Source organism: Pseudomonas sp. SWRI92, assembly GCF_014268685.1.
Lineage (GTDB): Bacteria > Pseudomonadota > Gammaproteobacteria > Pseudomonadales > Pseudomonadaceae > Aquipseudomonas > Aquipseudomonas marvdashtae.
Genome location: NZ_JABWQY010000001.1, coordinates 680,428 through 706,810 on the forward strand (window position 1 = coordinate 680,428; position 26,383 = coordinate 706,810).

The window sequence follows — 26,383 nt, forward strand, 5'->3', positions numbered from 1 at the left end:
GAACGCCGCCAGGGACGCTCCGCGTTCCGCTTCTGGGGGGTGACGCGGAGCGTCACGGGATGCATTCCCACGCAGAGGGTGGGAACGATCATCAGTTCGTATCGACGCTATTTTCGCCCAAGCTGCCGGTCTGTCCCATGAAACGCCTGCCCCAGCGCCGCCAGCCGCTCCGCCAAAGGCGGCAGGCATTGGCTGCTGCGGGTCAGCACGGCGATGTTGTCGGCGTTGCGCTCGGCCACGGCCTGCACGGTTTGCAGCCGCTCATTGATGCCCATTGACGCCGCGGACTGTTGCTGGGTCGTGCTGGCGATCAGATCGTTGAAATGGTTGATCACCGCGATGTCCTCCACGACGGCATGCAGCAGCTGCGAGGCCTGCTGGCTGGCGGACACGCAACGCTCGACCCCTTCGCGGCTGTCTTGCATGGCGATGGCGGCCTGGCGGCTGCCCTGTTGCAGCTTGGCGATGATCTGCTGGATTTCCGTGGTGGATGTCGAGGTCCGTTGTGACAGCGTCCGGACCTCGTCGGCCACCACGGCGAACCCGCGCCCCTGCTCACCGGCGCGGGCCGCCTCGATGGCGGCGTTGAGGGCCAGCAGGTTGGTTTGCTCGGCGATGCTGTTGATCACGTCCAGCACCTGGCCGATCTGCTGCGCCTGCTCGGCGAGCAGTTGCACGGTTTCATTGGTCAGGTTGATGCGCCCCGCCAATTCGAGAATATCTTCCCGGGTCTGGTCAACGGTGGTGCGCCCCCGGTTGACTTGCTCGTTGGCCTGTCCGGCGCGTTGCAGCGTCTGGCCGACATGGCCGGTAATATTTTCCATGGCCTGCATCAACTGGCCGATCGCGCCGCTCATCTGCGCCACTTCGTCCAACTGGTGCCGGGCACCGTTTTCCAGGGTCTGGCCGACCTGGGACAAATCCTGGCCGAGGTCCGACAGCTGGCGGGTGTCGCGTACCACGCCGTCCACCAGGCGGGTCACTTGCGCGAGGAAATGGTCGAAACGCTCGCCGGACGAGACTTTCACGCCCTGGCTGCGTTGTGTACCGGGGTCACGGCTCAACTGCGCAGCGGCGGCCAGCACCTTGTCGAGCACGTCCTGGTTGTCCGTTGCATCGGCCAGGCTCTGGTTCGCCAGGTAGATCAGAATCACGCTTTCGACAACGACATAAAAGGCATGGACGAAAATCATCGTCCATCCACCGTGGGCATCCATCACAAATACCGGGTATCCCAGATGCTGGAGCCAATGAAAACCGACGTGGTGAACGGCAATGGTGGCGGCGGCCACGACGATCGGCAGCCAATCGCGATAGAACGTCAACACCGCCAGCAGCACGAAGATGCCGAAGTGGAACTCGATCACGCCGCGAGTCTGGTTGATGTGCAGCGCCGCCATGACCATCAGCGCCATGGCGATGATGCAGCGCATGGCACGGGTGCCGCCAAGGCCGCGGTAGAGCAGCGTGGCCAGCAGGCACGTCGGTGCACCGATCAGCAATGCCTGGGTGAAGGTCGAATGAAGAAATGCCAGGCCCAGCGAATACAAGAGCGTGAGCCAGAGCAGCCCGAGCATGATGCGATCGGCTTTGCGGTAGTGATCGTTAAAGCGCAGGGGCGATGTCATCGGGGCTGTCCTTGTCATGAACGGGTGTCCGTCGTCGGCGTATCGACGTCTCGGGACGAAACTGTAGCGCATTGCGACCAATTAATGGCAATTAGCTACCAACCTTTTTGTTCAGCTTCTTTGCTTTATGATGGCGCGATTCCGACTCCCTGACTGATGGAACCACGATGACTTTCGATTTCGACCTGGTGTTCGAACGCCACGGCACCGGCAGCACCAAATGGAGCCGCTATCCAGCCGAGGTATTGCCGATGTGGGTGGCCGATATGGATTTCGCCGCACCGCCAGTGGTCATCGATGCGCTGCGCAAGCGCCTGGAGCACCCGATGCTCGGCTACAGCGTGGCCCAGGACAACCTGCGCGCCGCCATCGTGGCGGATCTGTGGAGCAAATACGCCTGGCGCGTCGAGGCGCAGCAGATCCTGTTCCTGCCGGGGGTCGAGCCGGGGTTCAACATGGCGTTGCATGCCTTGGTCGAGCCGCAGCAAAACGTCGTGGTGCAGGTCCCGAACTACCCTCCTCTACGGCAGGCGCCGGGCCATTGGCACCTGAACAAGGTGGAGCTGGCGTTCACTCCGGTCGATGGCGAGTTCCATACCCCCCTGGCCGAACTGCGCGACGCCTTGCGCGGCGGCGGCGCGCTGTTGCTGAGCAACCCGCACAACCCGCTGGGCAAGGTGTTTGGGCGCGAAGAACTCAAGGCCGTGGCGGACATCTGCCTGGAGCAGGACGCCTGGATCATCTCCGATGAAATCCATGCCGAGCTGTGCTTCGATGGCCGCGTGCACATCCCCACCGCGTCCCTCAGCCCGGAGATTGCCGACCGGACCATCACGCTGATGTCGGCCAGCAAGGCCTACAACATCGCAGGGCTGAAGACTTCGTTCGCGATCATCCAGAATGCCAAGCTGCGCGAGCGCGTCAACGGCGCCAGGGCCGGCATGGTCGACAGCGTCAACGCCCTGGGCCTCGAAGCGACCCGTGCCGCCTACAGCGAAGCGGGCCCGTGGCTCGACGCGTTGAAAGGCTACTTGCAGGCCAACCGCGATTATCTGGTCGAGGCGGTCAAGACTCGCCTTCCCGGCATCACCATGACCGTGCCCCAGGGTACTTACCTGGCGTGGCTGGACTGCTCGGCGCTGGGGCTGGACGATCCGCAAGGGTTTTTCCTGAAGGATGCCAAGGTCGGACTGAGCGCCGGGCTGGATTTTGCTGACGACGCAGGACAATTCGTGCGCCTGAACTTCGGTTGCCCGCGGGCGTTGCTGGAAGAAGGAATCGCGCGGATGGAACGCAGCCTCAAGGCCAGGAGCTGATCAGGCCGACAATGAGCCCTTTTGTGGCGAGGGGATTTATCCCCGCTGGGTCGCGCAGCGGCCCCGTTTTCCTTACGGTCGCTGCGCAACCGAGCGGGGATAAATCCCCTCGCCACAGGAGCGGATCACTTCAGACCGGGGTCAGTCATGCATATCCGGCGTATGCACGAAGCACAGCTTGTTTCCCTCCGGATCCCGGCAATAGGCGCCGTAGTAATCCTTTGAATATTGCGGCCTCGGGCCCGGGGCGCCTTCGTCGAAGCCGCCCATGTCGATCGCCGTCTCCCAGGCGTCGCGTACGGCCTGCTGCGAGTCGGCGGCGAAGCTGACTTGCATGCCGTTGCCCCACGTGGCCGGCAGGCCGTTGATGGGCACCTGGACGAACACCTGCGGCCAATGTTTGCCGGGCTGATGCCAGCCTTCCCCGGGCGGGCCCGAATCGTCTTCGCTGGGCATGCGCTCCAATCCCAGGCAACCGAGGACGGCATCATAAAACGCGACCATTCTAGTCAGGTCACGTGCACCGATTTGTATGTGACTGAACATGCCCTTCTCCTTTTCAAGCCGTATCCCGTTTGGAGAATACGGCGTCGCCTGCGTTCACCGATAGCCCCTGGGCAGTCGACGAAACGCCTCTGCCACGCTCATCGATTGTTGGGGAAATCCGACCGAACTCTGGCCAAAAAACCGCAGTCCACCCTCCATCGCAACCACTTGGATGGAGAACGACAATGGCCAACTACCCAACCCCACCTTTCCCGAAACAAAGCCAACCCGTGCCCGGCAGCCAACAGAAGATGGACCCTTACCCGGACTGCGGCGAACAGAGTTACAAAGGTTCCGGGCGCCTGGCGAACAAGATCGCCCTGATCACCGGCGCCGACAGCGGCATCGGGCGCGCCGTGGCGATTGCCTTCGCCCGAGAAGGCGCGGACGTAGCGATTTCCTACTTGAATGAACATGAGGACGCCAAGGAGACCGCACGCTGGGTCGAAGAGGCCGGTCGCCAATGCCTGTTGCTACCCGGTGACCTGGCGGACAAGGGGCAATGCCGCAAGGTCGTCGATGAGACCGTGGCGCGCTTCGGGCGCATCGACGTCCTCGTCAACAATGCCGCGTTCCAGATGACCCATGAGACCCTGGAAGAGATCCCGGACGAAGAATGGGTGCGCACGTTCGATATCAACATCACGGCGATGTTCAGGATCTGCCAGGCCGCCGTGCCACACATGAAGGCCGGGGGTTCGATCATCAATACCACCTCGGTCAACTCCGACATGCCCAAGCCGACGCTGCTGGCCTACGCCACCACCAAGGGCGCCATCGCCAACTTCACCGGTGGCCTGGCGCAAATGCTCGGGTCCAAGGGCATCAGGGTCAACAGCGTCGCGCCAGGACCGATCTGGACGCCGCTGATTGTCGCCACCATGCCCGAAGAAGAGGTGCAGAATTTCGGTTCCCAGACACCGCTGGGCCGTCCTGGCCAGCCGGTGGAAGTGGCGCCGATTTTCGTGCTGCTGGCGTCGGATGAGTCCAGCTACATCTCCGGCTCGCGGTACGCGGTGACGGGCGGCAAGCCGATCCTCTAAATGTATGTGGCGAGGGGACTTTTTGTGGCGAGGGGATTTATCCCCTCGCCACAAAAGTTCCTTAGCCACAGTAACGGTGTCAGCTCACTCCTTGGCAATCACCGAAATCTTGCCGTTGCGCTCGATAATCGCAAACTTGATCTGCTCCAGGGTCTCGATGCCCTGGCTCGAGCGTGCCGCCTCCATGATGTCCGCTTCCACCAGCCGGGCGTGGCGCATGCGCCCCTGAAGGATGCGGCCGTCCTCGACGATGATCGTCGGCCCGCCGTCGATCAGCCGCGACACCCAATTGGAACGCAGCTTGAGCAACGAAAATCCGACATCGATGGCGATCAGTGTGACGATGACCATGAACGCGTTGGTCAGCGAGAAATCGTCCCCCAGCAACGCCTGCTGGGTAGCCTCGCCAATGATCATCAACAGGACGAAATCGAAGGTGGTGATCTCCGCCAGCGAACGTCGGCCGGCGATCTTGAACAACACCATCAATACCGCATACATAACGGCGGCTCGCAGTACCGAATCCATACGTCACCTAAGGGAAGATGAATTGATTGAAGCTCACTGTCGCCCCGCCAGGAATAACGATGCGGCTGTGATAAGTCCCGACGCCTTCGCTGAGCAATGACAGGCGCAGGTTGGCCTGCCCCTGGCTATCCGCCTGGATCCAGAGCTTTACACCCTGCCCGGCGGCAGCTGAGCGTATGGGCTGCGGTTGCACGCTCTGGACATCGAACGCCTCCAGCCAATCGCCCCCGAGCTCGACTTCCAGCACCGCGTTGGGCGCGCCTTTGAGACGCAGGACCATCGGATTGGTCGAGCCGTTGCGATGGAACGCCTCGTATTCGACGCTAATGTTGCCGTCAGCGCTTTGCAGTTCGCGGCTGCTCAACGGCCCGCGGGAAAACAGCCCGAGCAGGGTCAGGATGACCAACAGCACCAATACGTACCAGCCCACCCGCTCGAACCGCCAGACCTTATGTTGGTACACCATGTCTTCGCGCACCGGAAATTCGCGGCTACGGTGGTCGTCTTGCTCCCATTGATCGGTCATGGGCGCACTCTCCTAGCGGCGTTCACCCGCCACGGCACGTTGGTGATACCGGGGCAACTGCTGCAAGACGTACTCGCTGGCCTGCAGTTGCACCTGGTGACGGTCGCCAAAGAAGCGTTCCTGGCGGCTGAACAGCGCGCGCTGGCCGTTCACTTGGAACGCCCAGGCAAAGCAGATCGTGCCGGCAGGTATGCCGTCCTTATCGTCCGGCCCGAGCAGGCCAGTGGTAGCGACGGCGACGTTGGCGTTGGCGTCGTACAGCGCACCAAGAGCCATCTCCTCGGCGACTTCGCGACTGGTGAGATTGAAGGTGTCGATGGTGCGCGGCTTAACGCCGAGCAAGCGCTGCTTGGCTTCCGGGGAATACACCACATAGCCGCTTTCGATCAGCGAACCGCTGCCCGGCACTTCGGCCAGGAGCGTGACGATCAGCCCGGCAGTGCAGGATTCAGCGGTGGTCAGGCGCAAGTCATGCTCGCGCATGTAATCAACCAGGGATTGGGCAACAGTCATGGCATACAGTCCTTCATGGATGCTGATGGGTTGACCCCTGCCGTTTTGAATCATTCCCTTTATCGCGCCGTCGCGCCGCCCGGCCAAATAAATGAAACCCCCGGCCGATCCCGTACCTCATAACGGTATGAGCCTCATTGCGGAGGCTGTCCCTGATCAGGAGGTCGTCATGTCTGTACTTTTCGTCAAACTGTTCACCCATCCCGAATTCGCCTGGGTGGACATTCGCGAGCAGGAACAGGCTCATCCACACCACTACCTGGCCCATTTGCTGTTGCTCGCACTGATTCCGGCGGTGTGCCTGTTCATCGGCACCACCTGGACCGGTTGGAGCCTGGCCGAGAACGAAACGGTGAGGCTGAGTCGCGCCAGCGCATTGCAGTTGTGCGCGCTGCTGTACCTGACCATTGTCATTGGCGTCACGTTGATGGGGCTGTTCATCCGCTGGATGTCGCGCACGTTCGAAGCTCGCCCCTCGATCAACCAGTGCATCGGATTCGCGGCCTACACCGCTACACCCTATTTCCTCGCCGGGATCTGCGGCCTCTATCCCAGCCGATGGCTGGCCGTAGCGGTGCTGCTGGCGGCGTCGGCCTATTCGACGTTCTTGCTGTTCGTCGGGCTGCCGAAATTCATGAACCTGAAGAAGGAACAAGGCCTTTTGTACTCGGCCAGCGTCTGGGGTGTCGGCTTGCTGGTGCTGGTGACGATCATGGTGGAAATGATCCTGCTGTGGTTCAACTACTTGCAGCCGGAGTACCTTCGCGTGCCGGTAGGCTGATTCGCCTTGAAGGCGCACAATGCCCCGAGGGGCGGCGTTGCAGGCGTCCGTTTTCGCAATCTTGGCGCAACCCGACTATCCTGCGAGTTTTTGTATCAATGAAATCGAGTCGGCAGCGCCGGACCGCCCCGCCGCCCTTTAAGGCCAAACTTATATGTCATCTCCTAGCAAACGCTCTCCCAACGTGCCGCAACGACGAGAGCTGAGCCCCAGCGAATTGGACTTCCCCGTAGTGGGAATCGGTGCCTCCGCGGGTGGATTGCAGGCCATCAAGCAATTTTTCGAACACATGCCCAAGGACAATGGCATGGCGTTTGTCGTCGTCTTGCACCTGGCACCGGATCATCAAAGCGTCGCGGATAAAATCATCCAGGAATCGACCAAGATGACCGTGCTGCAAGTCACCGAGACGGTGCCTATCGAGAAAAATCACGTCTACGTGATCTCCCCGGCCCATCAACTGTTGATGAATGACGGTTACTTGAAGATTTCCCCGGCCGAACCACGCCAGGGCGGACACGTAGCCATCGACCTGTTCTTTCGTGACCTGGCCGACGTGCACAAGGAACGGTCCTTCTGCCTGGTGCTGTCGGGTACCGGCTCGGATGGCGCGGTGGGGCTGTCGCGGATCAAGGAGCAAGGCGGCGTGACCCTCGCGCAATCCCCGGAAGACGCGGAATTCGATGGCATGCCGCAAGCGGCCATCGACACTCAGATGGTCGACCTGGTGTTGCCCGTTGCGGAGATGCCGCAAAAACTCCTTGAGATCTGGCGCAACTCCCAGGCCATCCGCCTGCCGACCGCCAATGACCCGGAGATCCATACCCAGCCTCCTACGTCGGAACGTGAGGCCGCCGTCGCCGAACAGTTGCTCCATGACATCCTGGTCCAGCTGCGGTCCGGCACCGGGCACGACTTCAAACACTACAAGCGGGCCACCGTGCTGCGCCGCATAGAACGGCGCATGCAGGTTACCGCCCAGCCGGACCTGAGCGCCTATTACGCATATTTGCAGGGCCATCCGGAAGAAACCAAGGCGCTATTGGGCGACCTGCTGATTGGCGTGACCAATTTCTTTCGCGACCGCGATGCGTTCGAGGCCTTGGAACGGGACGTCTTGCCCCTGCTGCTGCAACCGCTCGAGCCGGCCAGTGCGCCGCCCGAGGAAATACGCGTCTGGTCGGCCGGCTGCTCCACCGGTGAAGAAGCCTATACCTTGGCAATGTTGGTCAGCGATCAGCTGCAACACGAGAACAGCTCGGCCAAACTGCAGATCTTCGCCACCGACATTGATGAACGCGCCATAGCCGTCGGGCGTAACGGCGCCTACCCGGAAGCGATCATTACCGACGTGCCGCCGACGCGCTTGCGCCAGTACTTCATGAAGGACGGCGCGTCTTATCGGGTGCGCAAGGAAATCCGCGAGCGCGTACTGTTCGCCAAGCACAGCCTGCTGTCTGACCCGCCCTTCTCCCAGATCGACCTGATCGTCTGCCGTAACTTGCTGATCTACCTCGACCGCGAGGTGCAGCGCGAAATCCTGCAAATGTTCCACTTCGCCTTGCGACCGGGTGGCTATCTGTTTCTTGGCTCGTCGGAATCGGCCGATGCCTGCCACGAACTGTTCGCCCCGGTGGACAAGCGCAACCGGATTTTCCGCGCCAAGTACGGCACCGCCAGCAGCCGCCGCACGCCAACCATGCCCCGTGGCGGTTACGTGCGCAGCAGCGCCTCGCCGGCCGCGCCGCTGGCACCGGTGGTGCGCAAAGTGTCATTTTCCGATATCCACCTGCGCGCCATCGAGCACGCCGCCCCGCCCAGCATGATTGTCGATGCCAACGCTGACATCATGCACATGTCCGAAAGCGCCGGTCGTTTCCTGCGCCATGTAGGCGGCGAGCTGTCGCGTAACTTGCTGACCTTGGTCAACCCGCAACTGCGCCTGGAGATCCGCACCGCGCTGTTCCAGGTCCAACAGAACGGCCAGCCGGTCAAATCCCGCCAGGTCAATCTGGAGCGGGACGGGCGACGCTACCTGGTGGATTTGCTGGTGCAGCCTTATCGCGACGACCAGTCCGACGGCGAGTTCGTACTGGTACTGTTCGAGGAGGAGGAAGCCGATCCCATCCTGCAGGCCGACGCCATCACCAGCCAGACTGAAAACCAGGTGTTGGCGACCCTAGAGCGCGAGCTGCAGCGGACCAAAGTGCACCTGCAGGACACGATCGAGCAGGCTGAGGTATCCAGCGAAGAACTGAAGGCCTCCAACGAGGAAATGCAGGCCATCAACGAGGAACTGCGCTCGGCCACCGAAGAGCTGGAAACCAGCAAGGAAGAGCTGCAGTCGATCAATGAAGAACTGCTGACGGTCAACTACGAGCTCAAGACCAAGGTCGAAGAAACCGACAAGATCAACGATTACCTCACCAACCTGATCGCCTCCACGGACATCGCCACGGTGTTCGTCGATCGCAGCATGCGCATCAAATGGTTTACGCCGAGGGCCACGGATATTTTCAGCATGCTGCCGGTGGACACCGGCCGCTCGCTGCTGGACATCACCCATCGCCTGGACTACCCGGGCATGGCCGCGGACGCAACCCAAGTGTTCGAGTCGCTGAACATGATCGAGCGCGAGGTCAGCAGCAACGACAGTCGCTGGTACATCGCCCGACTGTTGCCATACCGCTCCAGCGAGGACCATATCGACGGCACCGTGCTGACCTTCATCGATATCACCAAGCGCAGGTTAGCCGAGGACGAGCTGCGCATAGGAGAGGAGCGCATGCGCCTGGTAGCCGAAAGCACCCGGGACTACGCCATCATCCTGCTGGATGAGCATGGTGTGATCACCAGTTGGAACACCGGGGCCGAGTTGATCTTCGGCCACACCAAGGCTGAAGCCGAAGGGGCCTATTACGATTTTCTCTTCACCCCTGACGACCGCGCGCTTGGCGCTCCGGAAACCGAACTGAGCACCGCCCGCGTCAACGGCCGCTGCGAAGATGAGCGCTGGCACCAACGCAAGGACGGCAGCCGTTTTTATTGCAGCGGCGAAGTCACGCTGCTCAAAGGCGACCACTTGCAGGGCTACGTGAAAATCGCCCGTGACCTCACCGGCCATAAGCGCATGCACGAAGAACAGACCCAGCGGCTGATGGAAACCCAGAACACCAGCCACCTGAAAGATGAATTCTTCGCGGTGATGTCCCACGAACTCAAGCACCCGCTGAACCTGATCCAGCTCAACGCCGAATTGCTCCGGCGCCTGCCCGTGACCAAGTCGGTCAGCGCGGCGGCCAAGGCGGTCAACACCATTTGCGACGCGGTCACCAGCCAGGCGCGGATCATCGACGACCTGCTGGACGTGGCGCGGGTGCGCACCGGCAAACTCAAGCTCAAGCGCCAGGCAGTCAACCTTGCCCGCGTGCTGCAAGACATCTACACCGTGGTGATCAACGATAACCATCCGAACAAGGTCACCCTGGAATTACCCGAAGGGCCCGGCACCGAGCTGATCATCAACGCAGACCCGACCCGGTTGGAGCAGATCATCTGGAACCTGGTGAACAACGCACTGAAATTCACCCCCAGCGGTGGCCGCGTGCAACTCGTCGCCAGCCACGACGGCCGCATGGCGCGCCTGGACGTGAAGGATTCCGGCGTCGGCATCGCGGCGGAGCATCTGAGCGAGGTGTTCGACCTGTTTGGCCAGGCCGAGACCCAGCACGCCACGCATCAACGCGAAGGGCTCGGTATCGGTCTGTCCCTGGTACGGCAGTTGACCGAAGCCCATGGCGGCAGTGTCGAAGTCAAATCCGAAGGGCTGGGCAAAGGCTGCACGTTCACCATTCGCCTGCCGTTGAGCAACGCCGAGATGGTCCCCGCGCCGCAAGCCTGCGAGGAGCAATCCGGACGCCTGAGCGGCTTGACGGTGCTGCTGGTGGATGACTCCCCCGAGGTGCTCGATACCCTGAAGTTGCTGTTGGAGATGGAAGACGCCCATGTCCTCGCTTTCGACCAGCCGCAGGAAGCCTTGAAAGCAGCCAGGGACGCCCGTTTCGACGTAGTGATTTCGGACTTGGGCATGCCAGTGATGAACGGCCATGAATTGATGGAGGCGTTGCGGCAGTTGCCCCACGTCAAACATATCCCCGCCATTGCCCTGACCGGGTACGGCGCGTCCAACGACCTGAAAAAATCCAAGCAATCGGGCTTCGACCAGCACATCGGCAAGCCGGTGTCCTATGACGAACTGATCGACGCGATCGAGCAGTTGCGGCGTTCGCAGGTTTATTAAAGGGTCGCAGGAGGCTAAAGGTGCTTGGTGGCTGGAACGGCTCTTGTGGCGAGGGGATTTAGCGAAACGTCGCACCGCCCCGCTACTGATCGTTCCCACGCTCCTGCGTGTGAATGCCGCCAGGGACGCTCCGCGTTCCGCTTCTGGGGGGTGACGCAGAGCGTCACGGGATGCATTCCCACGCAGAGCGTGGGAACGATCAAACGATCAAAAAACCGACATCTCGTAGACGGCGCTCCAGTTTCCTGCGCGACAGCGCAGCGTCGAAGACGCGGCGGCCACTCCCTCGCCACAAAAGCAAACCGACCGCGAACATATAGGGGCTATTTAGCGGTTTTCTTCATGCCGATCCGCCGGCGCATCTCGGCGGTGATGCCCTGGCGGGTCTTCTTCAGATCCGCCCACGGCTCATGCCCGACCTCTGCCAGCCGCTCATGCACGTTGTGCACGTTCCACAAGTTGGCGCCCTTGAGTTCGGCCATTTCTTCGCGGTAAATCGGCACCGACACCGGCAGCCCCTCGCGGGTCCGAGCCGCGTAAGCGCAGATGGTCGTAGCGCCGAGGCCGTTGCGCAGGTAATCGATGAAGATCCGCCCTACCCGGTTTTTCGGCCCTGACACCGCCGAGAAGCGATCAGGCAACAGCTTGGCCATGTGACTGACGATGGCGTGACTGAAACCCTTGACCTCGTCCCAGCCAAGTTTACGCGTGAGAGGCACCACCACGTGGATGCCCTTGCCGCCGCTGGTCTTGAGAAACGCCTTCAGGCCCAGCTCATCGAGCACCGACAAGGTCAACTGCGTGGCTTCCACCATGCTTTTCCACGGCAATGCTGGGTCTGGGTCGAGGTCGAGGACAAAGCGATCTGGCTTGTCCAGGTCGATGGACGTTGCGTTCCAGGTGTGCAATTCCACGGTGCTCATCTGTACCGCGCCAATCAGCGCTTCGGCGTTATTGATGATCATCACCGGTTGCCCGGTCAGGTCCTTGTCCAGGCTGGTGATGCCGGGAATGCCCAGCCGCTCGGGGTTTTTCTGGAAGAATAGCTCGCCGGCGATGCCATCCGGCGCCCGTACCAACGCCACTGGACGGTCGGCCAGCTCCGGCAGGATGAAGTCGGCGACGCTGGCGTAATACTCGGCCAGCTGCATTTTTGTCGTGCCGCTGGTCGCATCGATGATCCGGTCCGGATGGGTAATGCGCACCTTGCCCTCCAAGGCCGGCGCCTGGGTGGTCTTGGGTTTGGCTTTGGCTTTGGCCTTGGCGGGTGCCGGTTCCGCTTCATCCTTGGCTGCGGCTTTTTTCCTAGCGGCTTTTTCGACCGGTTTCGGCAGTTCCTGGGTAATTGCCTTCGCCGGCTTGTCGTTGCGCAAACCGTGGAACACCGCGTGGCGCACCGAACCTTCCTTGGTCATTTCGGCAAACGCCACTTCGGCCAGCAACTGGGGCTTGAGCCAGTGAACGCCCTTGGCGTCGTAGCCGGTGGGCGGGTTGACCACGGCGGCTTTTTTCGTTTCCAGTGGCAATAACTGCTGGTAGATGCTTTTTAGCGTGGTTTCGTTGAAGCCGGTGCCGACCTTGCCGGCGTAGCGCAGCTCACCGCTGTCGACGTCATGCAGGCCCAGCAACAGCGCGCCAAACGCGCTGCGGGCGCCCTTGGGGTCGCTGAAACCGACCACGACGAATTCCTGGCGATTCTTGCACTTGAGCTTGATCCAATCGTTGCTGCGGCGCGACACATACGCACTGCCCTGACGCTTGCCGATCAACCCTTCCATCTGCATCTGGCAAGCACTGTTGAGCAGCGCCTCGGGAGTTTCCTCGAAGGCATCGGAGAAGCGCAGCAGCGGATTGTCGTTGGGCTCAAGCACGGCGGCCAGCGCGGCCCGGCGCTCTTCCACCGGGACTTTGCGCAAATCCATGCCATTGAGGTACGGCAAGTCGAACAGGTAATAAGCGATCTTGCCGCTGCTGCCGGCGTCGAAGGCGTTTTGCAGGGCCTGGAAGTCCGGCACGCCTTGCTCATTGGCGACGACCATTTCGCCGTCGAGCCAGGCCGATTCCAATCCCAGCCCGGCCAAGGCCTCGGCCTGTTTCGGCAGTTTGTGGGTCCAGTCGTGGCCGTTGCGCGTGATCAAGCGCACATCGCCGTTGTCGATGCGCGCCATGACCCGGTAGCCGTCAAACTTGATCTCATAGAGCCAGTCACCACTGGGTGCGCTTTCCACCAAGGTCGCCAGTTCCGGCTTGAGGGTCTCGGGGATCGGGCCGGCCACCGCGCCGCTGAGGGTGGTCTTCGCGCTTTTTTTCGGTGGCTTCGGTTTGGCGGCTTTTTCCGGCTGTTTCACGGCTTTGGCAGCGGCGGCCTTGCCCCGGCGCTTAGGCACGATGGTGCGGTCGCTGAGCACACTGTCCGGTTCGGCCTCGACCACGTCGTACTCGCTTTCCGGACGAGCTGCGTCGTCCTGGTGCTTGATCAGGAACCATTGCTCCTGCTTGCCCGGCATGTGAGTGCGCACCAGGTTCCACAGGCCGGCGAGTTTTTCCCCTTGCAGTTCGAACTTGAGCCGGCCCTTTTCGTAGGCTTCGTGCACATCGCCCTGTGGGATCCACATGCCACGGTCCCAGACGATCACCTCGCCAGCGCCGTAGTGCCCCTCCGGGATACTGCCCTCGAATGTGGCGTAATCGAGCGGATGGTCTTCGACGTGCACGGCCAGGCGCTTGACCTTCGGGTCCAGGGACGGTCCCTTGGGCACCGCCCAGCTCTTGAGCGCGCCGTCCAGCTCCAGGCGGAAGTCGTAATGCAGTCGCGTGGCGTCGTGTTTCTGGATGCAGTACTGCAGGGCGTGGGCGGTTTTCGCCGACTTGCGCGAACGCTTCGCCGCCGGCTCCGAGGTGGCGGCGAAATCGCGCATGCGGTTGTAATCATCAAGGGTTTTGCTGGTCATGGGCCACCTGCAACTTGCGCAAGGGTGGGATCGGCCACGGGCATGCCCGCGGTTTCCGACAGCAGTTGATCGACCACTCGACTCAAGGCCTGCTCGATGGTATCGCCCAACAACAGGCCCTGTTCATACAGGACCACTTGGCGATCGGCGCTGGTGCCTTCCTGGATGATCCGGCGGGCTTGCTTGAAAACGTCCTGCACGCCCAGCGCCGTCGCGGTGTCGGCAAAGGTCTGCTCGGCGAGGTTCAGCCATTCGCCGATAAGCATGGGTTGATCCTGCCCTTCAACGATGAACTCCGCGAGGATGCCGTGGCGCTTGGCCCGGTAGCGGTTTTCCTTGAGGATCCAGTGGGACATCAGGCTGTAGTCGGCCCCCGGTTTGGGCTGAGCGACGGCATGGGCCACCATCAGGCGAAACAGCGATACGAGACACAGGACATCGTCGATTCGCGGGCAGGCATCGCAGATGCGCAGCTCAAGGGTCGGGTACCGCGACGAAGGCCTGAGCACCCACCAGCAGTCGCTGGGCTGGCGAATGGAACCGGTGCGCGTGAGCATGTCGACGTAGCCATTGAATGCCGGCTCGCCGTCGAAAAACTCCGGTATACCCATGCGCGGCCATTCATCGCAGGCCACTTGGCGATAACTGCTGAAGCCGCTGTAGGCGCCATTCCAGAACGGCGAAGAGGCACTCAATGCCAACAGCATCGGCAGCCAGGGCAGCACTTCGTTCATGATCCGGACCCGGTCTTGGCCGGTCGGCACCTCTACGTGCACGTGCAGGCCCGACAACACACTGCGTCGCGCCACCCGCTGGTAATCGTCGAATAGTTGCTGGAAATGCAACTCGTCGGTGGGCTGCAAGCCAACGGTGGTCATCGGATGTGAGCCGGCGCTCAACAATCCCAGGCCATGGGGTGCGAGGCGTCGCGTCAGGCCGCTACGCACCTGGGCCAGGTAATCGGCCGCCTCGGCCAGGCTCTGGAAGATCGGCGAAGCCATCTCTACCTGGCTCAGGAACATCTCGTGGGCAAAATGTTCGCCCAGCTCCTCCCGGCATGCCGCAACCGCCGCCGCGGGCGGCTGGTCGGGCATGCGCCGGGTTTGCAGGTCGGTGATGAAATATTCTTCTTCAATGCCGAACTTCAGACGCCTGTTCATCGATGTTCCCTCCGATACCCGCACCCGTGCGGGTGACAACCAACGCCACCACGGCGATCCTTTCCACGTCCTGGTAACCCGGGGTCAGCAATTCCTCGCCGAAGACGTCCGGGTCCAACTCCCTGTAGGTCCAGCCGAACTCGGCCGAGTCGCGCCACGCGCCCAGGGCTTCGAGGAACGGATCGCGACCATCGACCATCGCCACACCGGTATAGAGCACCAGCGAACCGCCAGGCGTAAGCCGGGGCAACGCCTGCTCGACGATGCGCAGCGACAACCCGGCGCCCAGTGTCCCGCCGCCATGGCGGTAGGCACGCTCGGCCGGGTCGGCCATGTAAGGCGGATTGGCGACGATCAGGTCGAAGCTGCCTTCCACGTCTTGCAGCACATCACTGTGGGCAATCTCGACGTTGGCAACCTCAGCCAGCGCCGCGTTGACCGCGCACAGGCGCAAGGCCAGGGGATTGATGTCCACCGCCAGGACCTGAGCCTCGCGCCGGGCGCGGGCAATCACCATCGCCCCGACGCCGGCACCGCAGCCAATGTCCACGGCCCGATGTACCGCGCTGAAGTTCTGTTGCAGATGAGTGTGGATCAGTTGGGCAAAACGGTAGCTGTCCGGACCAAAAAAAACCGCATCGGTAGCCTGCGTAGGAAACGGCGAATGAGCGAACAACATGCCGTCCAGGCTCGACCAGCGTACGCGGCTGTAGAGCAGGCCATCGCGCGCTTCGAGCACTTGGGCGTCCTGCAATTGGCGCTGTTCGTCGGCGGAGATCAGCCCCGGCGCAAACGGCCGCGACCAACCGAACACGTCTCGCAGGGTCTTCGAGCGCTCGTTACCGGGCCGTTGGTTGACGCGTTCGTGGGTCAACGGTGTCGGGGTGATAAAACGGTAGCCGTCGGCGTGCAGGCGACGACCCAGTTGCAACAGCGCCAGGTCAGGTTCGGACAGGCGATCTTCCTGATTCATGCAAGGCTCCTAACGAAGGGCGGATTTGAGTTCGATGAAGCGGCGGGTCGCCAGCAACCCGGCCGGATGGCTGTGGCAGCGGGCCGAAAGCCAGGGCGTCAGGATCTGCATCTGCTCGTCGGGCGCCTTGCCCCGCAGCGTTTGCTGCAAGTTCTGCACGTCCGGGTCCTGCGCTGGCGTCGGCGGCTCATGGGCCACGCCATGACTGCGACGGGCTCCGGGGCGGCCACGCTCGTCCAGCCAGTCACCGGCGATCCAATCGTGTAGCAGCTGTTTCTCATAGGGGCTGAACACCCCGAACATCGCGGCGCCGGCGCCTTCGATGAGGGTCCAGAACCGACTGTTTTGCGGGTCTTCGTGACGCCGGATCCAGCCTTTGCCCTGCATGGCCTTCAAGAAGCCCTCCAGTTGCCCGGGTTCCGCCAGCCATTGATTGACGGTCCGGCCTTCGAATTTGCAGTAGTCGGAATGCATGTGCTGGCCGAACGGGCGCTTGCGCTCGAGCATGTCAAGCAGTTCGCGATCCAGGTCAAACGACTCGATGACCGCACGACTGCCCTGCCCCAGATCATTGAGGCGATAGCCCCGGGTGACCCGGCGCCAGAACGATTCGCGGTCCGCCTCCATCGGCATCAACTGCATCAGCGACTGCACGGCTTTGTGGGCGTGGCCGGTGCTGGCGTTATCGATGGTCACGTGCAGGGTGAAATAATACGGGTCAATGTCGAGTTCGCTCAGCTCGTAGGCGCTGATCAACAGGTGCAGGGGCAGTTGTTCGTAGCCCAGGTTATAACCAATGACTTCGGGCAGGTAATCATCGCCGGCGTAGCCGAGGGCCAGTTGCACCGCGCCTTGCAGGTAGCGATCGTCATCGATGTCGGGCATGTCCGGCAGGCCGTGTTCGGCGAGCAATTTGCGGTAGAGCACCACATGGTTCTGCGCGGGCACGCCGTCACCGAGTTCTTCCAGATAGGTGCACAACAGCCCCTCGAAACGGTGGTCATGCCAGTGTTTGAGCACGCCGTACAACCAGGCGCCGTCCACCAGTTTGGTCGGCGCCACGGCCTGGAGGAAATACAAGGCGTGGGCCTTGCTGGTGAAAAACTCCCGACGGCCGCCGTTTTTCCGACGTTCCAGGTAGTCGGCATATTGCAAGGCCACGTCAGCGCTGTGCTGCTCGACCCAGGCAAGCAACGCCGCGGGATCGTCGGGCATTTCCTGCGGCAGTGCGCCGGCCTGTTCGAGGCAGGGTTGCAGGAAGGCCTGGGCGACCGCTTGTTTATCAGCATCGTCGGGGCCTTGCAGCAACCGCTCGTAGCATTGGCGCACGTTACCGACCGTGGAGAATGGCTGCGCGTCGGCAGGCCGGGATTGAAGGGGTGTCAGCGCAGTCATAAGGGCCTCTTGGAATTCTCGGCAGGACGCTGGATCAGTACGTCTCTTCCTTTGCAGAGCCCTGCGCGGTGGAAAAAATTCCCCACAATCGAAAAGCGGCCGGATAAACGGAACCGCCTTCAGAAACGCGGAACCCTCGCTTCGCTCCGGCCCTCGAACCCTAGGCAGCAACAACTCGTTCATGTAGCGAGGTAGACCTCGCCACAGGGAACCGTAGTCATTGCCGCCCGGCATAGGCGTTATCCCAAGGAGCAACCATGATCTTCACCGTGTGGGTGGCCGTGCTCGGAGCCGTGTTGCTGACCCTGGCCCTGACGTCTTCCTACCTTCGCTGGATGCCGGTCACGACTTCGGCGGTGTGCCTGGCCTTGGGCGTCGCCATCGGGCCGGCGGGGCTCGGACTGCTGAGACTAGAAGTCGATGATTCTTCCGTATGGATGGAGCACCTGACCGAAGTCGCGGTGGTGTTCTCGCTGTTTGTCAGCGGCCTCAAGCTGCGCCTATCGCTCAAGAACCGCAGTTGGCGCGTGGCCTATGGCCTCGCCGGCCCAGTGATGATCCTGACCATCGCCGGCTTGTGCCTGGTCCTGCATTATCTGTTTGGCCTGGGCTGGGGAGTCTCGCTATTGATCGGCGCAATGCTGGCGCCCACCGATCCGGTGCTGGCGGCCCTGGTACAGGTGAACGATGCCCGCGACGATGACCGCGTGCGTTTCGGCCTGTCCGGGGAAGCCGGGCTGAACGACGGCACCGCATTTCCCTTTGTCATTCTTGGCTTGCTGATGCTGCGCGAACCCGACGGCGGTTTTCTCGGTGAGTGGGCTTTACGCAATGTCTTGTGGGCCGTGCCGGCGGGCTTGCTGATTGGCTATTGGCTGGGGCGTGGCATCGGTCGACTGACCTTGTCGATGCGCATCAAGAACGCCGACAGCACCTTGTCGCCCAATGACTACCTGGCCCTGGCCTTGATTGCCCTTGCCTACGTCGCGGCGGAAGCCGTCCAGGGCTACGGCTTTCTTTCCGTTTTCGCCGCCGGCCTGGGGCTGCGTCAGGCCGAGGTCGACTCCGGCGATGAAGACGCGCCACCGGCCGAGCATCTGGTGCAAGCGGTGGTCGGACACGAAACGGTGGATCCCGAGCAGGCGGTGGTGGGCGACGCGCAGGGGTTGGACGACGGCCAGGTGGCGGCCGGTGTGATGATGAGCGACATGCTGGCGTTCGGCAGTTTGGTGGAGCGGTCCATGGAAGTCTTCCTGGTAACGCTCTTGGGGGTCGTGCTCGCCAGTCACTGGGATTGGCGCGCCTTGATCGTCGGCGGACTGCTGTTCGTGGTGATACGCCCTCTGAGCGTGCTGGCGATGCCTTGGGGGCGCTTGTTGAAAGGACCGCAACGGATGTTGATCGGCTGGTTCGGCATCCGTGGCATCGGCAGTCTGTTCTACCTGTTCTATGCCTTGAACCATGATTTGCAGCCAGAAGTCGCGGCGCTGTGCATCGACCTCACGTTGTCGGTGGTAGCGCTGAGCATCCTGGTGCACGGGGTAAGCACCCAGCCCGCGCTGGCCTGGTATGAGCGCCATAAAGCGAAGCCCGACGATTAGCCGCCCGGATCGGTGACTTGGATGAACACTGAGTACACCCCCAGCAGCACCCAGAACGCGGCAAAAATCCACGGCGTGCGCAACGAAAACAGCAGCGACTTGCGATAGCCCTTGTGCGTGGACTCGCGCTCGCTGAACAGCGGCGATTCATCGTAGGCCAGGCCCATCAGCGGTTCACTGCGCAGCAGTTCGCTTTGCTTGAAATGCCAATGATCGATGATCTCGTAGGCGGCGCGGATGCCCGGCCAGGCATTGAGCGAACTGAGGAAACCCAGCAGCGCCAGGAATGGTGGCACGATCAGCGTAAACAGCTTGCCCCACTCCGGATTGAGGTTGGCCATGCAGGAGGCGAAGGCGATCACCAGGAAAGACTGGGCGGTCAGGTAGGCATCGGTTCGATTGGCCAGGATGCTGGTTTCGTACTGGATTTCCCGACGGTAAAAGTCCAGCCGTTCCTTGGGCGAGCCGAACAGCTTGGCGTTGTGCTCGGTGAGTTCTTCTTCCGGGGTCTGGCGGGTAAGGATTCTGGGCATTGCGTAAGTTGTCCCTCGGCGTGGTAGAGGGCCATTAGAAGGGAGCGCCGCGAGGCAAGTTCAAGCGGATGGACCAAAGGTCCGAGGAAACGCTACGGCGCCGTTGGGGTCTTTAAAGGCAACGAGGGCAAGAGGAAAACCGCGTGGATTATCTGGGATGGGTCCAATGGCCCGCGATGGGGGTAACGGTGCTGGCCGCATGGCTGATCGGCTCACGCCAGCCGCGTCGGCGGGTGGCGGGATTCAGCTGTTTTATCGTCAGCAATATTTTGTGGGTGGTGTGGGGCCTGCATACCAGCGCTTATGCGCTGATCGTCTTGCAGTTCTGCCTGTGTGCGATGAATTTGCGGGGGTTCAAGAAAAACACACAGTAGTTCAAGTGCGTGGCGCCCACGGATTTTGGGGGTCGCTACGCAACCCAGCGGGAGCAAGCTCCCTCGCCACATTGCATCTACGCCGGGTGTTTTATTTCATTGTCTGCCCAATGATCTGCACCAGGTCGATCTGTTTGAACGGCTTGGTCAGCCGTGGCAGCTCGGTGGCGAAGCCTTCCAGGCGTTCGGCATAACCGGTCGCGAGGATGATCGGCAGGTTCGGCTGGCGCATACGCAGCAACTTTGCCAGCTGCGCGCCATCCATTTGTGGCATGGCCATGTCGGTGATCACCAGATCGATGTCCTGGTTGCGCTCATACAACTCCAGCGCCTGGGCGCCCGACGGTGCGCAGAGAACCCGATGGCCCAGGTCTTCGATCATCAGGCGGGTGCTGGTCAGCACCAGGCTGTCGTCGTCCACCACCAGCACGCGCAACTCCTCGACCGGGGGCGCCGGCGCTGGCGTCGCAGGCGGCGTCTGCGCTACCGAATCATCCGCCACCGGCAGCCAAAGCTCGGCGGTGGTGCCGACACTTTTTTCGCTCCTGAGTATCAGCCTTCCGCCCAACTGCTCGGCGAGACCATGCACCATGGACAAGCCCAGGCCGGTGCCCTTGCCCACGCCCTTGGTGGTGAAAAACGGATCAACCGCCGAGGCCAGCGTCAGCTCATCCATGCCCTCGCCCTCGTCCGTGATCGCCAGGCAAATGTACCGCCCGGGGGCCAAGGGCTTGTCCAGTCCCGTTACCTCGGTCGCCAACCGTTCCTGCGCCTGGATGAGTATCCTGCCGCCGTGTGGCATGGCGTCCCGGGCGTTGGTCGCCAGGTTGAGGATCGCCAGTTCGAGTTGATTGACATCGGCCAGCACCGGCGCCAACGCCTCGGCGAACTGGGTCTGGATATGAATCGAAGGCCCCATGGAGCTTTGCAGCAGACCGCTGATGCCCTGCACCAACGCCGACAGCTCCACCGATTCGGAGGTGAGCTTCTGCCGGCGGGCAAACGCGAGCATGCGCTGGGTCAGCGACACGCCGCGAAGTGCGCCTTGGGTCGCGTTATCCAACAGCTGGCTGAGCTTCGGCTCGCTGGGCATGCGCTTGCGCACGATCTCCAGGTTGCCGAGGATTACCGTCAACAGATTGTTGAAATCATGGGCGATGCCGCCGGTAAGCTGCCCGATGGCTTGCAGTTTCTGGGACTGGAACAGCGCCTCGCGGGCCTGTTCAAGGGCCTGCTGAGCCTGGGTGGCATCGGTGATGTCGCGGGTGATCTTGGCAAAGCCCAACAGCGTTCCGGTATCGCTGCGAATCGCATCGATGACTACATGCGCCATGAATCGCGTGCCATCCATGCGCACGCGCCAGCCCTTCTTTTCGAACCGGCCCTCACTGGCGGCGATGCTCAGGGCACGCTGCGGCTCACCTGCTTCGCGGTCTTCGGGCGTATAGAACATTGAAAAATGCTGGCCGATGGCTTGCGCCGGCAAGTACCCCTTGATCCGCTGCGCGCCCTGGTTCCAGTTGGTCACCTGGCCATCCGGGTCGAGCATGTAGATGGCGTAGTCGGTGACGCTCTGCACCAACAGACGAAACTGTTGCTCGCTTTGCTTGAGGGTTTCTTCGGCCATCTTGCGATCGGTCAGGTCGCGGGTGATCTTGGCGAAACCGAGCAGTTCTGCGCTCTGGCTGTCGATGATCGGATCAATGACCACATGGGACCAGAACAGCGTGCCGTCCTTGCGCACCCGCCAACCCTCGCCTTCGAAGCGCCCCTCGCTCACGGCCGTATCCAGCGCCCGCTGCGGCAGGCCGGCGGCACGGTCCTGGTCGGTGTAGAAACGGGAAAAATGCTCGCCCAAGATCTCGGACTCTTCGTAGCCCTTGAAACGTCGGGCGCCGGAGTTCCAACTGGTGATGATGCCCGACGGGTCAGTCATGTAGATCGCATAGTCGACCACCGCGTCGATGAGCAGTCGAAAGCGCTGGTCTTCATTGATGACGGGGGCGGTCTTTGGGTCGTTCTCAAGCATGGTGGCCGAGGAATCCTTGGGGATTTTCGTGGAGTATGAAACAAGTCCCGCGCCAGGAAAAACCTGCTTTATGTGGGGTTATGGTGATATTTGTCGGGGGATGGGGCTTGTTCCGGCCTGACCGACCACCATTGCGGTAGCAGCCGTTGCACCTTGGCCTCGCCAAACCGGTCGTCGATGAGCATGACGACGCCTTGATCCTGCTGGGTGCGGATGACGCGACCCGCCGCTTGCACGACCTTTTGCAGGCCGGGGTACAAATAGGTGTAATCGTAGCCATCGCCAAAAATGACCGCCATGCGTTGCTTGATCTGTTCGTTGACCGGGTTGAACTGCGCCAATCCCAAGGTGGCAATGAAGGCGCCGATCAGTCGCGAACCCGGCAGGTCGATCCCCTCCCCGAACGCACCGCCCAGCACCGCGAAACCGACGCCCTGGCTGTGTTCCATGAATCGGTCGAGGAACGCCTGGCGAGGCGCCTCGCCCATGCCGCGCGATTGCGTCCAGGTGACAATGTGCGGGTGCCGTTCGGCGAACAGTTCGGCCACTTGCTGCAAATAATCGAAGCTGCTGAAGAACGCGAGGTAGTTGCCAGGACGTTCTTCGAACTGGCGTGCCATCAGCGCGACGATAGGCTCCAGGGATGCCTGGCGATGGGCAAACCGAGTGGAAATCCGGCTGATCACCTGCACATCCAGCTGTTGCGCCTGGAACGGCGACTCGACGTCGATCCATACCGTGTCGGCCGGTGTTCCCAGCAGGTCTGCGTAATACTGGCGCGGGCCCAGGGTCGCGGAAAACAGCACGCTGCTGCGCGACGCCGTGAACCTGGGCCGCAGGAAACCGGCCGGCACGACGTTGCGCAGGCACAACGTGGAGAGGCTGCGCTGGCGACCGGACTCGCGCTTGTGGATGTCGAACAGGAAATGCTCGTCGAACGACTCCGCCACGCGGCCGAATTGCAACGCGTCGAAGTAGAACGCTTGCAGCCCGCTGTCGAGTCCCTGGGGATGGTCATTGAGGTAATCACCGAAGGCCGTGACGCAGGATCCCAGCGCCTGGAGCAGCTTTTCCGGGGGTTTTCCATAGGCTTGGTAAGCGGCGATTTGCGGTTCATGCAAGGCGTTCCACTGCCGATTGACCTTCTGCAGCGCCTTCTTCAAGGGCGCAGGCGCGGTTTTCAGCACCGCCGTCAGCGCCGGCTGGTCAAGGGTCGCGCTGTACATCTGGCGGCCTCGCTCCACCAGGTTGTGCGCTTCGTCCACCAAGGTCGCGACCGTCCAGGCATTGGCCTGGGCAAGGCCGAAGAGCAAGGCGCTGAAGTCGAAGTAATAGTTGTAGTCGGCCACCACCACATCCGCCCATCGGGCCATTTCCTGGCTCAAGTAGTACGGACAGACCTCATGAGCCAGCGCGATGTCACGCAACGCCGCCTGATCGAGCAGCGTGATCTGGCTCGCCGCCTCGCGGGCCTGCGGCAGCCGATCGTAAAACCCGCGGGCCAGGGGACACGACTCGCCATGGCAGGCTTTGTCCGGATGCTCGCAAGCTTTGTCCCGGGCGATCATTTCCAATACCCGCAGCGGCAGCGCGGGGTCGCTTTGGGTGATCAGCCGAGCCGCGTCCAGCGCCAGCTTGCGTCCCGGGGTTTTCGCGGTGAGGAAAAATACCTTGTCCAGGCGCTGCGGCGCGAGAGCCTTGAGCATCGGAAACAGGGTGCCAACGGTCTTGCCGATCCCCGTGGGCGCCTGGGCCATCAGGCAACGACCGGTGCTCACGGCCTTGAACACCGACTCGGCCAGGTGCCGTTGCCCGGGCCTGAAACCGGCGTGGGGAAATGCCAGGGCCTGGGCCCCCAGGTTACGTGCCAGGCGATGGCCCATTTCCTGTTCGGCCCAGGCCAGGAATAGCGCGCACTGCTGCTCGAAAAACGCCTGGAGTTGCGGCGCGTCGAAGCTTTGCGCCAGGCAGGTCTCCTTTTCACTGACAATGTCGAAATACACCAAGGCCACGTCGATGCGCGGCAGTTGCAGCTTCTGGCACATCAGCCAGCCATAGATCTTCGCCTGGGCCCAATGCAACTGGCGATGGTTGTCGGGTTGTTTGCCCAGGTCGCCCCGGTACGTCTTCACCTCTTCGAGGCAGTTGCGGACCGGGTCGTAGCCGTCCGCCCTGCCCTTGACTTTCAGCGCGTGATAGACGCCCTCCAGGCTCACTTCGGCCTGATAGCCCTCACTGCGCCGCGATGCCACGGTGCGGTGGCCGACAATGCCTTCCAGCGCCGTGGGCGACGGGGTGAAACGCAGGTCCAGATCGCCGACCTTGGCAGTGAATTCACACAACGCCCGGACCGCGATGCTGTAGCTCGGCGCCTCGGTCATGCGCCCTGCTCCGCCCATTGCACGTAACAGACTGCAACGGGCATCCGGTGCTCATGGCAGAAGTCCAACCAGCGCAATTGGTTGTCCTGCAGGCGATCACCCGGGCCTTTGACTTCAATCATGCGGTAGGTCTTGTGCTGCGGCCAGAACTGGATCAGGTCGGGCATGCCGGCGCGGTTGGCCTTGATATCCAACAGCAGGCGGTTGAACCAGTGCCTGAGGTGTTCAGCCGGCAAGCAATCGAGCGCTTGGTCCAGCAGTTCCTCGGACAGCGCGCCCCAGAATACGAAAGGCGATTGCACGCCCGATTTTTCTGCGTAGCGGCGGCGGATGGTGTGCCGATAGCGACCGTCCTCCAGCTCGGCGAAACACGCCGCGAACAGCTCGGCGCGGCGGTCATGGAAATCTTCATGGAGCAGGTCCACCGGGCCGCGCTGGAACGGGTGGAAAAAGGCGCCCGGCAGCGGCGCGAAGATCGCCGGCCAGCACAACAGGCCGAACAGCGAGTTGACCAGACTGTTCTCGACGTAATGTACCGGCGCGGCCTCATCATGCAGATGCGCCTGGACGCAATACTCCACCGACAGGGCCGGGTCGACGCGGGGCAAATGCAGGTCCAGCCGCTCCACCGCCCGAGCCATCGCCCGTGGCACCGGTGGCCCACCCAGTTTGCGTCGCAATCGAGGCACTATCCTCAGCACGGCCTGATGTTCGGCGCCATTTTGCGGCGACTGGGCTGCCGCTTCGCCCAGCTCGAGGGCCAACGCATATTCGCCGATCCGCTCCAGCACGCGGATCATCCGCAGCCGCGCGCCGGGGTACGTGCAATCGCGATAAATGCGCAGGGCCAAGGCAAAATCGCCGATACGCTCGCCGTGCTGGCCGATCTGGAACAACAATTTGCCCCGGCGGCGCTCCAGCCAAGGGTTGTCCAGAACCAGGCTGTCGACCTGGGTGACGATCGATTCGAGCGGCTCGCCAGCCTCGAAAGCTTGCTGGCATTGATGCAGGAAAAAACACGCATTGATGTCCTGTCGGCTGCGCAATCCCCGCGATTCGACGCTGAACTCGACCGTTTCATAAGTAAAGATGCCCAGGTCCGCCAGCACGAACTCCGACCAGTCCTGGTAAAGATTACCGAAAAACATCAGTCGCAAGCGGTCGCATAGCGCCATGACCGTGACGCTGAACAGTCGATCCTCGAGCTGAGGGCACCAATCGCGAAACGGCTGGGGTTGGCTGCAATGATCGCTCAATGCTTGCAGCCATTGGGTCTTCTTCGCCTTGGGGTGCTCGATCAAATGACCCAGGCAAAGGAGGACTTCCTGCTTGAGCAACACGTCAAACAGCTCGACCAGAGTAAGATCGGCGTGCTCCTCGACCCAGCCCAGCGCCAACAACGGCGCCACGGCGAGGTCGATTTCGCCGATTTCGCCGTAGTGCAGTTTGTTGCGGCGAAAGTGCAGCCCCTTGCGCATCACCAACCGTACCAACAACCCCTGGGACGAGCGCGGCAATGCCGAGAAATCCTCGATGAAGCGCAGTTCTTCGCTGCCGAGCACATCGGCGTAACGTTGCGTCAGCCATGCGAGTACTCGCTGGAAGTTGTTCAGATAGTAAAAGGGATCGTCGAGGGGGTTGGCTGTCACGGAAAAGCGCCACGCATGCGGGAAGTACTGGTTATGCGTACAGATATCAGCTACTCGCGGCCCAAGCAACTGCAAAAGATGAGCGGTCTTCTATATTTAAAGGTGAAATCCTTCAATCGGCGATGAACTTTCCTACGGCAAGCGAGACCAATGGCG

Annotated in this window: 19 protein-coding genes; 6 read left to right on the plus strand and 13 right to left on the minus strand. The window is 61.9% G+C overall.

Annotated elements, in window-relative coordinates:
• Window positions 1–107: 107 nt before the first annotated feature.
• Window positions 108–1,628, minus strand: a complete 1,521-nt coding sequence (locus tag HU762_RS02725; protein ID WP_186632546.1) for a methyl-accepting chemotaxis protein — start codon at window positions 1,626–1,628, stop codon at window positions 108–110.
• A gap of 167 nt (window positions 1,629–1,795) precedes the next feature.
• On the opposite strand from HU762_RS02725, the gene HU762_RS02730 reads away from it, so the two are divergent.
• Window positions 1,796–2,944: a PatB family C-S lyase gene (locus HU762_RS02730; RefSeq protein WP_186632549.1), complete on the plus strand. Its 1,149-nt coding sequence runs from the start codon at window positions 1,796–1,798 to the stop codon at window positions 2,942–2,944.
• Between the two features lie 141 nt (window positions 2,945–3,085).
• Here HU762_RS02730 and HU762_RS02735 read toward each other — a convergent pair whose 3' ends face one another.
• A complete protein-coding gene (locus HU762_RS02735; RefSeq protein ID WP_186632552.1) occupies window positions 3,086–3,490 on the minus strand; it encodes a VOC family protein in 405 nt (134 codons plus the stop codon).
• A 185-nt stretch (window positions 3,491–3,675) separates the two neighbouring features.
• Between HU762_RS02735 and HU762_RS02740 the strand changes: the two genes are divergently transcribed.
• Complete coding sequence (locus tag HU762_RS02740) at window positions 3,676–4,533, plus strand: SDR family oxidoreductase (protein WP_186632555.1); 858 nt, start codon at window positions 3,676–3,678, stop codon at window positions 4,531–4,533.
• Between the two features lie 84 nt (window positions 4,534–4,617).
• On the opposite strand, the gene HU762_RS02745 is transcribed toward HU762_RS02740, so the two are convergent.
• The 3 genes from HU762_RS02745 to HU762_RS02755 are packed head-to-tail and all read right to left on the minus strand — an operon-like array spanning window position 4,618 to window position 6,100.
• Window positions 4,618–5,061, minus strand: a complete 444-nt coding sequence (locus HU762_RS02745; protein ID WP_186632558.1) for a YetF domain-containing protein — start codon at window positions 5,059–5,061, stop codon at window positions 4,618–4,620.
• 7 nt (window positions 5,062–5,068) lie between these two features.
• On the minus strand, window positions 5,069–5,587 hold the full coding sequence (locus HU762_RS02750; RefSeq protein ID WP_186632561.1) for a hypothetical protein: 519 nt from the start codon (window positions 5,585–5,587) through the stop codon (window positions 5,069–5,071).
• A 12-nt stretch (window positions 5,588–5,599) separates the two neighbouring features.
• A complete protein-coding gene (locus HU762_RS02755) occupies window positions 5,600–6,100 on the minus strand; it encodes a CinA family protein (RefSeq protein WP_186632564.1) in 501 nt (166 codons plus the stop codon).
• Window positions 6,101–6,269: 169 nt separating this feature from the next.
• On the opposite strand from HU762_RS02755, the gene HU762_RS02760 reads away from it, so the two are divergent.
• Together HU762_RS02760 and HU762_RS02765 are read left to right on the plus strand one after the other, a co-directional pair.
• Complete coding sequence (locus tag HU762_RS02760; RefSeq protein WP_186632567.1) at window positions 6,270–6,881, plus strand: Yip1 family protein; 612 nt, start codon at window positions 6,270–6,272, stop codon at window positions 6,879–6,881.
• 154 nt (window positions 6,882–7,035) lie between these two features.
• The gene (locus HU762_RS02765) at window positions 7,036–11,181 is read left to right on the plus strand and encodes a CheR family methyltransferase (protein WP_186632570.1); all 4,146 of its coding nucleotides are present in this window, start codon (window positions 7,036–7,038) and stop codon (window positions 11,179–11,181) included.
• A 323-nt stretch (window positions 11,182–11,504) separates the two neighbouring features.
• Here the strand turns inward: HU762_RS02765 and ligD are convergent, their stop codons facing one another.
• From ligD to HU762_RS02785, 4 genes are read right to left on the minus strand one after another with little or no spacing between them, the layout of a single operon-like run.
• Window positions 11,505–14,132, minus strand: a complete 2,628-nt coding sequence (gene ligD, locus HU762_RS02770; protein ID WP_186632572.1) for a DNA ligase D — start codon at window positions 14,130–14,132, stop codon at window positions 11,505–11,507.
• Window positions 14,129–15,292, minus strand: coding sequence for a carboxylate-amine ligase (locus HU762_RS02775; protein WP_186632575.1), 1,164 nt, complete (start codon window positions 15,290–15,292; stop codon window positions 14,129–14,131). Before HU762_RS02775 ends, ligD begins: the two co-directional genes overlap by 4 nt.
• Window positions 15,264–16,265, minus strand: coding sequence for a class I SAM-dependent methyltransferase (locus HU762_RS02780; RefSeq protein ID WP_186632578.1), 1,002 nt, complete (start codon window positions 16,263–16,265; stop codon window positions 15,264–15,266). Before HU762_RS02780 ends, HU762_RS02775 begins: the two co-directional genes overlap by 29 nt.
• 9 nt (window positions 16,266–16,274) lie before the next feature.
• Window positions 16,275–17,660, minus strand: coding sequence for an iron-containing redox enzyme family protein (locus tag HU762_RS02785; protein WP_186632581.1), 1,386 nt, complete (start codon window positions 17,658–17,660; stop codon window positions 16,275–16,277).
• Between the two features lie 257 nt (window positions 17,661–17,917).
• Here HU762_RS02785 and HU762_RS02790 point away from each other — a divergent pair, with 257 nt between their 5' ends.
• Window positions 17,918–19,261 carry a cation:proton antiporter gene (locus HU762_RS02790; protein WP_186632584.1) on the plus strand — a complete coding sequence of 448 codons (1,344 nt, stop codon included), beginning with the start codon at window positions 17,918–17,920 and terminating at the stop codon, window positions 19,259–19,261.
• Here the strand turns inward: HU762_RS02790 and HU762_RS02795 are convergent.
• The gene (locus HU762_RS02795; protein WP_186632587.1) at window positions 19,258–19,794 is read right to left on the minus strand and encodes a hypothetical protein; all 537 of its coding nucleotides are present in this window, start codon (window positions 19,792–19,794) and stop codon (window positions 19,258–19,260) included. The two genes, HU762_RS02790 and HU762_RS02795, sit on opposite strands and share 4 nt — an antisense overlap.
• A 143-nt stretch (window positions 19,795–19,937) precedes the next feature.
• On the opposite strand from HU762_RS02795, the gene HU762_RS02800 reads away from it, so the two are divergent.
• Window positions 19,938–20,168, plus strand: a complete 231-nt coding sequence (locus HU762_RS02800) for a hypothetical protein (protein WP_186632590.1) — start codon at window positions 19,938–19,940, stop codon at window positions 20,166–20,168.
• Window positions 20,169–20,259: 91 nt separating this feature from the next.
• Here the strand turns inward: HU762_RS02800 and HU762_RS02805 are convergent, their stop codons facing one another.
• The 3 genes from HU762_RS02805 to HU762_RS02815 all read right to left on the minus strand — a co-directional run bounded on the left by HU762_RS02805 (window position 20,260) and on the right by HU762_RS02815 (window position 26,227).
• Window positions 20,260–22,197, minus strand: coding sequence for a PAS domain-containing sensor histidine kinase (locus HU762_RS02805; protein WP_186632592.1), 1,938 nt, complete (start codon window positions 22,195–22,197; stop codon window positions 20,260–20,262).
• A 68-nt stretch (window positions 22,198–22,265) separates the two neighbouring features.
• Window positions 22,266–24,578, minus strand: a complete 2,313-nt coding sequence (locus HU762_RS02810) for an ATP-dependent DNA helicase (protein WP_186632595.1) — start codon at window positions 24,576–24,578, stop codon at window positions 22,266–22,268.
• A complete protein-coding gene (locus HU762_RS02815) occupies window positions 24,575–26,227 on the minus strand; it encodes a VRR-NUC domain-containing protein (protein WP_186632598.1) in 1,653 nt (550 codons plus the stop codon). Before HU762_RS02815 ends, HU762_RS02810 begins: the two co-directional genes overlap by 4 nt.
• Between the last annotated feature and the right edge of the window lie 156 nt (window positions 26,228–26,383).

Bases quoted from the DNA above. Each gene is read 5' to 3' on its own strand.
- HU762_RS02795 (WP_186632587.1), bottom strand. From the start codon at position 19,794: ATGCCCAGAATCCTTACCCGCCAGACCCCGGAAGAAGAACTCACCGAG.
- HU762_RS02765 (WP_186632570.1), top strand. From the start codon at position 7,036: ATGTCATCTCCTAGCAAACGCTCTCCCAACGTGCCGCAACGACGAGAG.
- HU762_RS02740 (WP_186632555.1), top strand. From the start codon at position 3,676: ATGGCCAACTACCCAACCCCACCTTTCCCGAAACAAAGCCAACCCGTG.
- HU762_RS02790 (WP_186632584.1), top strand. From the start codon at position 17,918: ATGATCTTCACCGTGTGGGTGGCCGTGCTCGGAGCCGTGTTGCTGACC.
- HU762_RS02730 (WP_186632549.1), top strand. From the start codon at position 1,796: ATGACTTTCGATTTCGACCTGGTGTTCGAACGCCACGGCACCGGCAGC.
- HU762_RS02745 (WP_186632558.1), bottom strand. From the start codon at position 5,061: ATGGATTCGGTACTGCGAGCCGCCGTTATGTATGCGGTATTGATGGTG.
- ligD (WP_186632572.1), bottom strand. From the start codon at position 14,132: ATGACCAGCAAAACCCTTGATGATTACAACCGCATGCGCGATTTCGCC.
- HU762_RS02760 (WP_186632567.1), top strand. From the start codon at position 6,270: ATGTCTGTACTTTTCGTCAAACTGTTCACCCATCCCGAATTCGCCTGG.
- HU762_RS02735 (WP_186632552.1), bottom strand. From the start codon at position 3,490: ATGTTCAGTCACATACAAATCGGTGCACGTGACCTGACTAGAATGGTC.
- HU762_RS02785 (WP_186632581.1), bottom strand. From the start codon at position 17,660: ATGACTGCGCTGACACCCCTTCAATCCCGGCCTGCCGACGCGCAGCCA.
- HU762_RS02810 (WP_186632595.1), bottom strand. From the start codon at position 24,578: ATGACCGAGGCGCCGAGCTACAGCATCGCGGTCCGGGCGTTGTGTGAA.
- HU762_RS02725 (WP_186632546.1), bottom strand. From the start codon at position 1,628: ATGACATCGCCCCTGCGCTTTAACGATCACTACCGCAAAGCCGATCGC.
- HU762_RS02780 (WP_186632578.1), bottom strand. From the start codon at position 16,265: ATGAATCAGGAAGATCGCCTGTCCGAACCTGACCTGGCGCTGTTGCAA.
- HU762_RS02755 (WP_186632564.1), bottom strand. From the start codon at position 6,100: ATGACTGTTGCCCAATCCCTGGTTGATTACATGCGCGAGCATGACTTG.
- HU762_RS02775 (WP_186632575.1), bottom strand. From the start codon at position 15,292: ATGAACAGGCGTCTGAAGTTCGGCATTGAAGAAGAATATTTCATCACC.
- HU762_RS02805 (WP_186632592.1), bottom strand. From the start codon at position 22,197: ATGCTTGAGAACGACCCAAAGACCGCCCCCGTCATCAATGAAGACCAG.
- HU762_RS02750 (WP_186632561.1), bottom strand. From the start codon at position 5,587: ATGACCGATCAATGGGAGCAAGACGACCACCGTAGCCGCGAATTTCCG.